The organism is Congzhengia sp., from assembly GCF_037235575.1.
Taxonomy (GTDB): Bacteria; Bacillota; Clostridia; order UBA1381; family UBA9506; genus Congzhengia; species Congzhengia minquanensis.
Map to the genome: position 1 here is coordinate 22,559 of NZ_JAXUNN010000025.1, position 12,991 is coordinate 35,549.

The 12,991-nt window shown below is 46.5% G+C and carries 15 protein-coding genes; all 15 read right to left on the bottom strand.

Annotation, left to right across the window (positions count from 1 at the left end):
* Window positions 1-909 (bottom strand): hypothetical protein, encoded by a 909-nt coding sequence (locus WIG73_RS04510; RefSeq protein ID WP_337399457.1) that lies wholly within the window; start codon window positions 907-909, stop codon window positions 1-3.
* A gap of 16 nt (window positions 910-925) precedes the next feature.
* Window positions 926-1,867: a hypothetical protein gene (locus tag WIG73_RS04515; protein ID WP_337399458.1), complete on the bottom strand. Its 942-nt coding sequence runs from the start codon at window positions 1,865-1,867 to the stop codon at window positions 926-928.
* A gap of 4 nt (window positions 1,868-1,871) precedes the next feature.
* Complete coding sequence (locus WIG73_RS04520; RefSeq protein WP_337399459.1) at window positions 1,872-3,014, bottom strand: hypothetical protein; 1,143 nt, start codon at window positions 3,012-3,014, stop codon at window positions 1,872-1,874.
* Window positions 3,014-3,859, bottom strand: a complete 846-nt coding sequence (locus WIG73_RS04525; RefSeq protein ID WP_177677625.1) for a phage tail domain-containing protein — start codon at window positions 3,857-3,859, stop codon at window positions 3,014-3,016. Before WIG73_RS04525 ends, WIG73_RS04520 begins: the two co-directional genes overlap by 1 nt.
* 2 nt (window positions 3,860-3,861) lie before the next feature.
* A complete protein-coding gene (locus WIG73_RS04530; protein WP_337399461.1) occupies window positions 3,862-6,960 on the bottom strand; it encodes a hypothetical protein in 3,099 nt (1,032 codons plus the stop codon).
* A gap of 77 nt (window positions 6,961-7,037) precedes the next feature.
* Window positions 7,038-7,907, bottom strand: coding sequence for a hypothetical protein (locus WIG73_RS04535; RefSeq protein WP_337399462.1), 870 nt, complete (start codon window positions 7,905-7,907; stop codon window positions 7,038-7,040).
* 119 nt (window positions 7,908-8,026) lie between these two features.
* Window positions 8,027-8,908, bottom strand: coding sequence for a hypothetical protein (locus WIG73_RS04540; protein ID WP_337399463.1), 882 nt, complete (start codon window positions 8,906-8,908; stop codon window positions 8,027-8,029).
* A gap of 87 nt (window positions 8,909-8,995) precedes the next feature.
* A complete protein-coding gene (locus WIG73_RS04545) occupies window positions 8,996-9,580 on the bottom strand; it encodes a bacteriophage Gp15 family protein (RefSeq protein WP_337399464.1) in 585 nt (194 codons plus the stop codon).
* Entirely contained in the window at window positions 9,577-9,951 is a 375-nt protein-coding gene (locus tag WIG73_RS04550; protein WP_249311306.1) for a DUF6673 family protein, read from the bottom strand. Before WIG73_RS04550 ends, WIG73_RS04545 begins: the two co-directional genes overlap by 4 nt.
* Window positions 9,952-10,024: 73 nt before the next feature.
* Entirely contained in the window at window positions 10,025-10,528 is a 504-nt protein-coding gene (locus tag WIG73_RS04555; protein WP_337399465.1) for a hypothetical protein, read from the bottom strand.
* Window positions 10,525-10,956, bottom strand: a complete 432-nt coding sequence (locus WIG73_RS04560) for a hypothetical protein (protein WP_177677639.1) — start codon at window positions 10,954-10,956, stop codon at window positions 10,525-10,527. Before WIG73_RS04560 ends, WIG73_RS04555 begins: the two co-directional genes overlap by 4 nt.
* Complete coding sequence (locus WIG73_RS04565; protein ID WP_337399467.1) at window positions 10,953-11,336, bottom strand: minor capsid protein; 384 nt, start codon at window positions 11,334-11,336, stop codon at window positions 10,953-10,955. The genes WIG73_RS04560 and WIG73_RS04565 overlap by 4 nt, the downstream gene beginning before the upstream one ends.
* Window positions 11,314-11,709: a hypothetical protein gene (locus WIG73_RS04570; protein ID WP_337399468.1), complete on the bottom strand. Its 396-nt coding sequence runs from the start codon at window positions 11,707-11,709 to the stop codon at window positions 11,314-11,316. The genes WIG73_RS04565 and WIG73_RS04570 overlap by 23 nt, the downstream gene beginning before the upstream one ends.
* 43 nt (window positions 11,710-11,752) lie before the next feature.
* The gene (locus WIG73_RS04575; RefSeq protein ID WP_249311309.1) at window positions 11,753-12,094 is read right to left on the bottom strand and encodes a hypothetical protein; all 342 of its coding nucleotides are present in this window, start codon (window positions 12,092-12,094) and stop codon (window positions 11,753-11,755) included.
* Window positions 12,095-12,108: 14 nt separating this feature from the next.
* The gene (locus tag WIG73_RS04580) at window positions 12,109-12,987 is read right to left on the bottom strand and encodes a hypothetical protein (protein ID WP_177677645.1); all 879 of its coding nucleotides are present in this window, start codon (window positions 12,985-12,987) and stop codon (window positions 12,109-12,111) included.
* Window positions 12,988-12,991: the final 4 nt, after the last annotated feature.

The following is a 12,991-nucleotide window of genomic DNA, read 5'->3' on the forward strand; positions in this document are numbered from 1 at the left end:
CTAAAATAATAAGAATGAAAAGCTGATGTCCCCTTGCTCGGTGGAAGTCATTTGAATGGTAAGCAGACCATTTTCGTTGTGCATCTTACAAAATACAAAGCTATCGGCTGCTTCGCCAACCTTTATACACATCCTGTCGTAAAGCCATTTATTTTCATTGTCGTGTCCACTGGAATCTTTGAAAGAATAGTTACTAGCATAAGCAGTATTTTTTCCCATGTCACAAAAGGAATATGCAGAATACTCTCGATTTAAATGATCCTTGCCGGAACATTCGGCAAAGGCGAACCGGTGCTGCCCCTGGTCGTTTAAATTGATGGTGGTTTGTCCAAAATATTCGTTGGGATATATTCTTTCCTCGCATCTTGCATGGACGGTTACGTTCATGATATATCCGGCATTGCTGGCATAGCCGTTATTTTTACATTTTGCAAAGGGCCTGCGGTCTGTAAATTCACCGGATTCTGAAATCTCGGCCAGCGGAATGCAGCTTCCGTCTGTGGCGGGCGCTGTCTGTCCGCAAACAGGAAAACATTCCCCCGACTGCTGCTTTAAATAAACATAGTTTTTTACATTTTGCAAATAGGCGAGCTCATGGCCGCCGGGCTCCACATCCATCACCATGCCGTCTTCAAAGACCGCCGTGCCGGGATTAATTCGCAGTTTGTTTTCTTGCGGAAGTTTCACTGCCTTTAGCGTGTAGCCCGAGTCGCTGATTACGCCCGGGCTGCACAGCGTTTGCGTCAGGGCGTTTAAGTGCGAGGCTTCATATGCGGCCGTTTGACCTTCCGCCCCGGTTTCAGAAAAAACCTGCCCGGCAGAAGGGTTATACATAAGCCTTCTGTAAATGTTGTTTAAATCGGCCGCCTGATAGCTGCCGTTGTCAATAAAACTGTTTTTTATTGGCATGAAAATTTCTCCTTTCTTATATCAGGATAAAGGAAAAGCTGTATGGAAAGCTTTCGGCTGAGGAAAATTCATTTTTAGGATGATACATTATATCAAACGAAAGTTGTTTATCACTGGTATTTACACTGATGGTGGTAGATACATAATCAGAGTCTGTCCTATAATAAAGATACAGCTTTTCAGCAGAATAAGTTTTAGGAACACCTTTGTAATCTAAAACGCTGCATTTATGAGTTAGTTTAACAAGGTCATAAACTCCGGCTGTCCGGTAGAAGCTGTCATCATAAATATAGACAAACCGCCGGTCTTTTAAGTCTTCATCGTCCCCAAACGTTACAGTTGCCTGGCCTTTGGCGCTGAAGTAACGGTAATATTCACCGTTTGCTGACGGTGTGGACTGCGGCTCACACATCACCGTAACCTCATATTGCTTCGGCGCATAGCCGCTGTCTTTCGACGGCAGTTTTCCAACGGCATATTCCCGCCTGTCGGTAATGGCTCCGTCTGTTTCAATTTCTGCCAGCGGCACAAAGTCGCCGGTGGGCGCGTCGGTTGTGCAGACGGGGTAATAGGAGTTGGAAAAGATGTAATCGTTTTTTAAATATACGTAGTGCTTCACTCCCGGCACGTAAGAAAGCACCACGTCGGATTCGGCCGAATCCTCCGGCAGCGTCACCTCAAACAGGGTGCCGTCGTGAAAGAATGCCTTGCCGGGGCAAATGGAAACAGCGCCGTCCTGCCCCTGTGTTTTTACAACCTGCAGAGAGGCGTCGCCGCTTTTTACGCCGGACTGAAACATAAGCGCGCCGTTTTCGTGAAACGAGCTTAAATTATAAGGCGCCTGGCTGTTTTCGGTAAAGGTTTGCGCAATTCCGGCTGTGACGAACCGGCTGGTTATTTTGTTAACGTCTTTGACGCCATAGGTGGCGCCGCTGTCAAAAGTATAATGATATGACATTTATTCATTCCTCCTTAAAAATCAGCTTTTCACCAATATTTCCGTTTTCCCACCAGATTTCCGCGCCGGTTATGCGCTTGGAAACGGTTTCGGCAAAACCGCCCTTTTCTACCTGAACGCGAACGGTGTCTCCCAAACCGTAGTCCGTGCCCAATTTCAGGCGGGAGCTTTCGCCGGAAATCTCATGCCGCCAAATTTTACTTTTTAAGTCGGTCTTTGCCTCCGACTCTGTGGCAGAGGAAAGCACGGCGTCCCATTTGCAAATACCCTCAGCATCGCCGGGCAGATATTCCCACAGCTCCGGCATGTCATTGCACACCTTCCACGTTCCGGTTTCCTTGTCGGCACACACCAGATAAGAACCGGCTGGATATGACTTTTTGGGAGACTGCTCATCCTCATAAGTAATCGTGTAATACCAGCCGTAAGACGACGGACGGCTTGCAGGCACGCTGTTGTCATAAGGGTTCCAGTCCCCCTTATCCACAAGCTCCTTTTTATACCAGCCTGCGGTATAAAAATTCTGGCAGTCGTCTGTTATGGTTACGTTTTTTAAATTGCGGTTGGCCTCTGAAACGATTTCAACCCTGTTTTCCCCCTGATATATTTCAAAATTCCATTTGTTTTCCGTTACGTCCAGCACCACCCGGTGCCCCAGCAAATCGTTATCCAAACGGTCCCGAATCACGTCGCTCACCGGGTTTCTGGTATCTCTCCAAAACTCCTCGCCCTCAAGCCCCAGCGCGGGTAAATCGTGAAACGTAAAGTCGCTTTCATAAATATCTGAAAACCCGGTTTGCAAAACATACTGCACCACCGACGGATAGTCCGTAAACTTTAATTCCGAGGTTTTAAAAGGCCCAATGGTTCTGCGGGACAAAATCCAGTTGGGCGTTTTGCCGTAAATTTTCACGGCGCTGTCCACGGTTTTTCCCGTAATAATGGCCTGAAGCATTTTCCCCTGGGTCAGGAACAAATATTGATGATTCATCAGGATGTTCACCAGCCCGTTTGAGAGGGGAAACGTGCCCTCAAAGGTGCCGATTTCGTTGAAATAGAGCGTCCAGTAGCACGATTTTATGCTGTGCTCAATGTGAAGCAGTTCAAAATTGCCGGTGTCGAACCGGTAAAACCGAATATCTTCCATTAATACATCGCCTCCAGATAGTTGTTTTGAAACAGGATATAGGCGTTAATGCGCACATTTGTTCTGCACTCAATTTCGTTTGCACCGCTTAAGAGAACAAAACTGCTGAAAAAGCTGTCGTCTGAAAGATACTGAAACATTCTTTCCCGCAGGTTGGATGTAATTTCCCGGTTTGGAATGTCAATTTTAATTTGCTCCCCGTAGGAAATTTTGTAATTGAGTTTTAAAAACGCATTGGCCGTTTTGTTCACTATGGTGATGGAGTTGTCGTCGTAGTCCGTATTCTCCGGGTCGTCGCCGAAAATATAAATCACAGGCTCCGACGCCTCTTCTCCGGAAACCACAAGGTCTGTGCTGTTTACGCGTTCAGAAAACGTCACCGGAAGATGGAACGGAAACGTCAGCTTGTCGTTCTTTCGGGATATTACCACCCGCTTCTCTTCACAGTCGTGAAAATAGGGGTTGTCGGCCACAAACTGAAGCGTTGCCTCAAAAAAGGCCGCCTTTTTTTCGGTTTTGGTGAAAGACGTGCATCTGCAGGAAATCGCCCTGTGTTTCGTGCCGTGATGAATGGTCAGCACGCCGTCTGCGTTTAAAATGCAGGCGGCGCGGGACATGGAAATCTGCGGGGAGCGGCAGTCGATATCCACGTTCATGGTAATGGTTCGCGCCAAAACCGAAACGGAAGACAGTTCCTGCCCAGCCACACCGGCAAAGGTGTTATAGGCAAAGCTTTTTTCGGGAATGCCCAGCCCCGTAATCTCCTTAATTTTCCAGGCGGGGCCTTTGCCGCCGCCCGTCATCAGAATTTTTCCAAAATCGTTTTGAAATGTAATGTTCATCAATGTCAATACCCTCCTGCCATTCGGTGTTGCTCAGAAATTGCCTTTGCCGACTGAATTCTTTGAACGTCTGTTTCGCCGCTGCCATATAAGTGATAGGTCGGCGAAAAAACACGGCTTTCGCCGTTAGCCGAAGCCCCCACAACCTGGGGAACCAGCGTAAACGACCAGCCGGTGATCTGCGTTTTTATGTCTTCCATTTGGGTTTGGAGTTCCTCTAAAAAGCTGCGGCTGAACTCCATGGCGGCGTCTTCGCCAATATCCGAAAACGCCTCCGGCACCTCAAAGCCCGCTTCCTTCAGTTCTGAAACAATATCCTCCGTTGCCTCCTTCCACTCCTCGCGGAAGGGATTTTTCGAAACCTCGTCTAGCAAATCCATGTTTTCTTTATAGTCGGCGAGATATTTTTCAAATTCCTCGTCGGTGGCCTTTGTTAAAAGCGCCGCGAAATCAGAAGCCTCCTCCGGCGACATTCCCAAAAGCTCGTCATAAAGCTTTGCAGCCGCGGCTTCGTCTAAGCCCGAGGCCTTCAGCCGCTGGGCCGCCGCAGTGATATTCTCGTTATATTGTCTTAAAAAGTCGTTGTCTTTTGATATATCGTTTAACTCATTGAACTGCAGGTCGCTGCCGTCTTCATAATAGTTTTTCACGGTTACGGTTTTCATCAGGCTGCCATAGCCGTCAAGCTTACCGTAAAGGGCCTCCTGCTTGGAAAGAAGATCGGAAAGCTTCTCGCCGGCATATTCCGCAATTTCGTCATAGGCCTTCTGAATCTGGCTTTTGTTGTAACTGCAAATTTTCTTGGTATATTCCATCCACTCGGCAGAGCCTACGGCAAAGTGCTTGTCGCGGTATTCTAAAAGCTTTTGATAATAATCCTGCTCGGTTAACAGCCCCATGTCATAGTGAAAATCCAGCATGTCCAGCTCGTTTTCCCGTGAGAGCTTGGCAATGTCCTCTGTCATTTCGGCATATTCTTCTGTGCCCTCGGCATAATAACGGTCGCGAAAAGCCGTCAGCTCCGCAATATACTGCGCCTCCGACATAAGTCCCTTGTCGTGCTGCTTGTCCAGCTCGTCTAACGCTTTGTCCCGGACTTCCTCCGCCATTTCTTTTTGGTGGTCATAAATTTTTTCCGTAGCGTCAAACCACTCTTTGGTATAGGCAGTTAAATACTGGTCCCGCAATCGCTCCATTTCAGCATAATAATCTTCGGTAGAAAGGCCCCCGAAAGCCTGCTTATAATCTAAAATCTCCAGCTTATCCTGATATTTTTCCGTGTTCCCCTTGTCGTTTTCCTTAAGTCCATTAATAAAGCTGTCGCTAAGCTTTGCTAAAACGTCGGCGGCCGAAATAGAGGACGCGGCCGAAATGGCAGCATTTGCTACGCCTTCAGCCGCAGAGACAACCTCGTCTTTTCCGTCGGTAATGCCCAGTGCAAGACCCTTTGAAAACATAAGTCCCACTTCGTCACGCATAACGTGTGAAGGGGATTCAATAACGCCTTCGTCTTTCGCGGCATTGATTGCATCCCTTACAATTTTTCTCATAGCCGCGTTTAAAATTCCGGACTCGCTCTGCGCTCCGACCGTGATTCCCTGCACCATGGGCGCGCCCACCTCGCTGGAAAAGGCGTTGGTTGCCGGATTGAGACCGAGCGTTTGTTTGAAGGTATCAACAGACGTTCCGGCAATTGTTGCCAGCGTTTGATATAACTCTTCATCGCTGGTTTCGAACCCAGAAAGCAGTTCCGCCATAGCAGTTCCGCCAATCTCGGCGTAACCGTCGGCGGCATTGATTAAATCTGTTCTATATTTTTCCAATTCCTCAGGACTCAACTTATTTTTCAAAAACATGTCTTTCGCAATTTTATATGCTTCTTTACAATTTTTAAGCCGCAAACCGGCATCATCAATGGCTTTAGAGGAACTTGTTATAACGCTGTCGCCGGATTTCATTGTTTCCTGAAATTCCGAAACTGCTTTATTGATGTCTACCGCCGACCCATTGGCAATGGCCTCTTCAATGGCTCCATACTTTTCTAAGGTATCACCATATGCGTCTGCTTGTGCTTCTGTTTCGTTATATGTCTTCTGTTGGTCTTCGTATACGTCATTTAATTCACTTATAACAGTCCCTAATTCAATCGCTTTGCCAACTTGTCCGTCTTTTTCAAGAATATCTTTTTCAGCTGTAAGCGCAGCTTTAGCTTGAAGTGTATCTTCCATTAAAACCCGTTGTTCTGCAAGTTCAATTATTTTCTGTTCCTGACCCATTTTTGCCGCCAATGCAACAGCCTGATTTGCCTCCAAAACCGCACGCGCCTTACTGGCATCAGATACTTTGCTGATGGTTTGCGCCATAGTTCCATACTGATCAATGACGTTCCCCGTCATGGTGAACTCTGTTCCCAAAGCTTGGTTCATCTCGCCTAAAATATAGCTTGCCCTTGCCTTGTCGGCATTTGAAACTTTACCGGTTTCATCTGCTATTTTGGCAAGTTCCCCTTGCAAGGCAATCGCACGGTCAATTTTAGCTGTTTCAACGGCAGTGTTTTCTTCCGATACTAATTTTAAGTTCTTCCAAGCCTCTTTTTCCTCACCAAGAGCCTGTATTTTATTTTTTTCTGCTTCATAAAAATCGTCAAGCGTGGTCATATTGTCATTTAACTGCACGCTAAGTTCCGTAAAGCCAACGCCGGCGCCTGCTACTAAGGTTGCAAGAGTGGCCAATTCAGGGCCGGCAAGAACAGCAACAGTTGCAAACGTTTTCAACATAGTTGTGGCGGTGTCCGCCAATATCGACATGCCGTCAAATTCCTCCCCGGCCTTGTCAAGCCCTGAGGTTAACTTAGATATGTCTGTGTCTTTATAAATATCTTTGACAAGACCCGCAACGTTGGCCAATCCTTTTGCAGTTGAATTGTTTGAGGTATCCGCCATTTTTTTTAAAAGGTCTACAAAAGCACTCACAGTATTAATCATGGGCTGTTTAGCCTTTTCAGTTCCTTCTGCTGTACTTTTAGATAGCTCAGCAATTCCTTTTTTAAATTCGTCTGTGTTTATTTTAGTGTCAAATTTTATGCTGCCGTCATACTCTGCCAATATATTCACCTCATTTAATAAAATGTTTATAAAACAAAACCGTCCGCGAGTTTCGCGGACGGTTTATAAATATTAATTTAATCTGGCATTCTTGAATTTTCAATATTAAGAGACTTCCCTGTTATTTTTTCGAGCGCGTCACTATATTCTGAAAACAAATTTTTATCTTCACTTGATAATTGTATAATCATATTACCAGAGACAAGCATAGATTCTTGAATTCCAGCTTTATCATTTGCAGTATTTATTGTTTTTGCAAAGTCCACCGCCTCCTCCTCAGAATCCATTACATAGATTGTGCCTGAAGTGGAATTGGCTTTATCTGCAGTATCCCAAAAGATGATATGTTCCGATTTCTGGTTGTAGCTGTATGAATACATTCCGAATTCAATGCTGCCGATCTCTTTTTTCAAAGCCTCATAAGCTTCATTTGCTCCAAAGCCGTTGGGCGGCACAAAGGTCTTTTCCCGCTTCGATTCCTTCGGCGTTGGATTTTTACTATTCCTAAGGCTAACCTCTTCCTTTGTAACCGATTTTAAAGTCTCTGCATATTTTGCTGCTGCATCGGAGGTAACATTTCCGTCAATCCGAAGAAGCACATTCCCGGAAGAATATAGCCAAAACAGATCATTTTCGTATTGACCAACCGACTTCTCCAAATCTTCTTTTGACGGATATACTTCAATGTAACATGCCCACTCCTGATAGGAATTAGCCATCCGCTGTTCCTTTGGCATACGAAAAACAATCATTTCTACATTCGGCACTTTGGCAGAGTTGTAAGACACCGTGTCGTCGTGCTTGGTATCTAAAACCAGCTCCCCCTCTTGCGACAATGCTTCGAACACCTTATCGGCATTTGTTTTTCCAGAATTTTCCTTTTCACCGCACCCAACAAACCCCAAACACATCACCGCGGCCAATACAAACGCAATCACTTTTTTCATAAATAAATCCTCCTAAAAAATAATGATAAAAATATTTTACCATAATTATCCTATAAAAGCAAGGAAAAATTGTTTTCCAATTTAACAAAACCGCCCGCAAAACTCGCGGACGGTATCAATCATTTCTTTAATTTTGATTTTGCGGTATCAATCGGCTGTCCCGTAATTTTTTCGATTTTTTTAACATATTGTGAGAGTCTTTTTTCTGATATATCTCCTAAAAAATCCATATATACGTTTCCGGAAATAATTTTAAAATCTACAGCACCATTTGATTTCATTGCATCATCTATTGTAGCTCCTACACAAATGTTTACAATCACCGTTTTTCCCGCTTCATCTTTCTCAAAAAAAGAAGTATTATCATAATCACGCAGTCTTAAATATGAAAAAAATTCTAAACCATCAAGGTCCTTTTTTAGTTTATCATAAATCTCTCTGCTTCCAACGCCATTTGGCGGAATAAACGTTCGGCTAATCGAATATTTTTCAACAGGTAATTCCTCGCTGTTACGGTAAACAACCTCTTTTCCAATTGCCCTTTGGAACGCTTCGGCATATTTTGATGCCGCATCTTTTGTAAGACTTCCATCCAATCGTAAAAGCGTGCTGCCCGCCGTGTATAATATGTAGGTTCTTTCTTTATACAGTTCTTTCATGTCTTTATTTAAAACGCTGATTGCTTTTTCCAAGTCATCTGCCGAGGGGTAAATCTCAATATAACACGCGTGCTCTCCTGATTTTTCCCTTTTCTCATTAATTATGCGAAAAACCAGTTTTTCTGAAATGGGAACTTCTCCGCCAAAATCAGAAACAACATCTTTATATTTTATTTCAAGCGACAAATTCCCAAACTTCGATAGCTCTTTAAACACCATCTCTGCATTTACGCCAACCGTCTTCCCAACAAATTTCCGCGCAAGCCCCATACCCGGAAGCTCGCACCCAACAAATCCCAGGCACATGACAGCCGCCAACAAAAACGCAATCACTTTTTTCATAAATAATTCCTCCTTAAATTATGATAAAAATATTTTACCATAACTTTTGCGGAAAAACAACTACAAGCGAAACATTTGTCACACCAATTAAATAATCTTTGCCAGACTCTCAATGGTATCCTGTTCAATCTGCTCCGGCGTACGCAGATCCGGCAGCTTGTAAAGGCGTTTCATTTTCCGGTAAAAGGCGCGCTGCTTTGGATCCTTAACGTCCGAAAGGCGCATGGCCCGATACCCCATAATTTCGCTGATTTTGTGCTCTTTCGTAAGCCCCTCAAACATGGCGCGGAATAAAAACCAGTGAGGGTTTTGCGCGGTTAAATCCACGCCATACTGGGCCAGCACGGCCGCGTAAATATAGGGCGCATCTTGGGTAAAGCTGAGCACCCGCTGGGCGGGGGCGTCTTTTTTTCCGTTGCCTGATTTTTGGGCTGAAGAAAAACACGAATAAAAATCAAACAACGCAGAAAGTGTCTTTTCCAAATCCGGCGGAAGCTGTTTTTCGGTGAAACAAAGCGTAAACACTGAAACAATTTTCTGAGGCAAGGGCAAATCGCTTTCCGTCATCAAATGGTCAAAGGCAATCCATGTTTTAAAGTCCGTGCGAACGGGGAACTCCGCGCCGTCCACCGTAACGCACGAAGGCAGCGGATCTGTGAACAAGCTTCTCATTTCTTCCCTTTTTTGCCGGTTTTCTGTGCAACGCCTTCATATTCCGCAAGCTTCTTCATGGTAAAATCATTCACCTGACTCTGCACAAAAAAGTAAAGGTCCATGCAGTCGAAAAAGTTCACCTCGCGGCCGGCAAAAACCGCTGCGCTGGCGCCCTTTCCCAGCATGTCGTCAATCGCGCCGCAAACCGTCTTGCAGGAAGTTTCAATAATATTGCCGTCTAACGTTTCAGCCCCGGCGTTTTTCACAATCTCATTCATCTTTTCCCGGATGGCCGGCGCCTTTGCCTGAACCTCCATAGCGTCAATTTTAAATGGATGGTTCTCAATGTCCAGTTCAATCAAGTTGCTGTTAAATGTAAATTTTGCCATTTTCATTGCTCCTTCTTTGTTTTTATTTTACACAAAGGAGGGCAAAACTGCCCTCCCCTGATGTAAAAAAATGTTATGCGCTTGCGCTGTCTTCTGTAAATGTGCAGGTTTCCCAGTCGTCTTCTGTTGCAGCTGTGCCAACCACCGTGTCGCCGGCTGTTTTCAGCGTGCCGGAATAGGTATAGGCGTCCATAGAGTCGCCCTCGCCGTCAGGAATCACCGCAAAATCGCGTTTTCTCGCAACAAATGTCTTGTCAGTGGAACCCTTCTTTGTGAAATCCACAATGATAATGGAACGAACTGCATCTGTACCCAAAAGCTCGCTGTCGTGAACGGCGGCAATGTCTTCGTGCACCGCGTCGCCAATGTGCTGGTCAAAGCCATAAGACATGGAGGTCGCATACCCCACAACGTCAGTGCGCTCAAACTCCTCGTCCACATACTGCCTGGAATACTCCTTCGGGTTTCTGCTGATGGAAATATCCGTAAATCCTTTCATTCTGTGATACGCAACGGTTTCACCGTTTGCTACGCCGTAAAAGGCCACCTTGTCACTTCTTTTCACTACTTCGCTCATCTTAAAAACACTCCTTCTTTTTCATATAATAATTTACATTGAATTTGATACCGCGCGTCGCCAGACTCCGCCTTGAACAAATACCCGCCGGATACCACCTCAAACCGCAGGGCGCTGAGATGCTCCCCCAAATCCGGAAGCGTCCCCGTGCGGTTCACTTCGTCAATCCAGTCGGAAAAAGCCTCATAAAAGGCCATCACGTCTAAATTGCTCCACACCTGTGCGTCGTAAAACTCCCGGGAGGCAAACACGAAAAGATATTGCCGAAGACTGCCCCCGTCGGGATATTTGCGCACAACAGGATTTGCCGGCACGGTGTCCACCGTGTACGACTGGGGCTTTTCGCCCAGATAATTCACCTTAATTTTTTTCCCCGAAACCAGCGGGCATTCTTCTTCAATAAACTGTTTTAACACATCTAAAATCATGTTTTCGTCACCTCGCCTCCGCAGGCAGCGGCAGTTATGGAGAGCAAATCCCCCAGCCTGTCCGCCTTCATGCGTTCAAACCACATTCTGCCGCGAATACCGCTGTCTTTTCCTTCATAATACTGTTTTCTCGCATAGGGCACGCCATAGCAAACCTCGCCGCTGCCAATCACAGAAGAAGCCGCGCTTTGCATCAGCGCCCCGGTTTTAAACGGCACATAGGGCATGCAAAAGTCAACCGCCGCGCGGTCTAACGCCTGCTGGGCGCGGCCGCCGTCGCTTAATCCCCGCTCCGCCAGCAGTGTGGAAGCATCTTTAAAATCAGAATTTATGTCAAGCACAATGGAAAAGGCCATCTCACTTCGCCTCGATTCTAACATGGGGGTTTGCCCCCCGCAAATTGTGGGAAAAGCCCAAAACTTTGTGGCAGCAGGCCCTGTCCGGCTTGCTGAATTCCGATTTCCCAATAAACACGTAGTCGCCCACGTCCACCTCCACCAAATCAGCACCATCGTTGTAAAATATATCCGTAGCGCTATCCGAAGCTGCCGTGCCGCTGTTCAAACCGGCCGTGCCGGCGGCTTTGCCGGCGATGGGAATTCTAATTTTCACCAAAGAATCCATCACCAGGCCGCCCTCGCTTACCGCGGCCAGAACCGCCTTGTGCACAGAGGCGCGCGGAAAATACACGCGGGAAAAACGCTCGCTTTCCCCGTCATAGTGGTAAAGCGTAATGCTCTTGTTTGTACGCATAAAAAACTCCTTTCCGCCAATAGCTCAGCGGGAACCATCTATGTCAAATCCCCCTGTATAAAAGCCCGGTCTGCTCTAAAAATCCTGCGGCAACGGCGGCGGCAGCTTTTTCCACAGCCGTATTGCTGTAAGAAACGCTGTAGCCGTCGTTGTTCTCCGAGGCAATGCCAAACCGCGCGCTTTTTAAATAGAACAGCTCCGCAATTTCACAGGCGCACCGTGCAAGATTTTCCGTGTCCTTCGCCTCGCCCAGCCGTCCCATGGTCAGGGCGGACAAAAACGCCTCGGCTTTACTGAGACAGGCCGCAAACTTCCCTTCGGGAATCAGGGCCTCCGTGGAAACGTTGTAAAGCTGTTCATAATCGCTGTACGATATGGAAATCATAACGCCCCGCCCCCTTAGGTAGTGGACTTATGAACATAAACGCCGGCTTTTTTGTTGTCGTAAACAAAGCTGTCGTGGTAGAGCCTGAACTGGAACTTCCACATGTCCATTGCCTGGTTCTCGTCAGGAGAGAAAATTTTCGGCATACAGAACTTTTTCGCCTGCAAAACAGCGGAGGGCTGCACAATCATAAAGTTAATGCTCTTCGCACTTGTCGCCTTATCATAACCCCAGTCGGTTGTGCCGTCGTTTAAGGTAACCGCGGTGTAAAACCTGGATTTCGGAACATACACAATGGGCATGTTGTTATAGTTGAACAGCAGGGAATTAATCGCCGCGTCGCTGCCCCAGGTGCGGGAAAACGCCTCGTTAATTTTGGGCTTTAATTCCGAATTGATGAACAAAATTCTGCCGTCCTCCGGCACTTCATTTTCGTCCATTGCACGAACTGCCTCGTCTAACGCCGCCACGATGGTGTCTTTGGTAAGCACCGCCGCGTCGGTTGTCAAAACGTCTTCGGTAGACGCATATTTCGCAAACCGATAGGCGTCTAATTCCGGGCACACCCAGTCGCGCATAAACTGTCCTGTCACAGCGCCAAAGGCAAGCCCTAAGGTCTCCTCGTCGTCCATGCGGTCAATGGAAAACTCCTTGCCGCGTTCCTCCGTAAGCTTTAACGTCTCCCAAACGGCAGTCACATCGCCTTTCGGATATCCTGTTGTTCTGGAGTAATCCCCCAGCCCCGTTGTTGAAACCTTCAGCACCTTCACTTCGTTGGCCCCTGTAAAATCAGCCTGAGAAGCGGTGTCCATCAACGCTGTTGCCGACGCCGCCTTATAGGTTTCGTCAATAACAGGCAGAAATTTTTGTGCCAGTGTAATTGAATTTGCCATAATA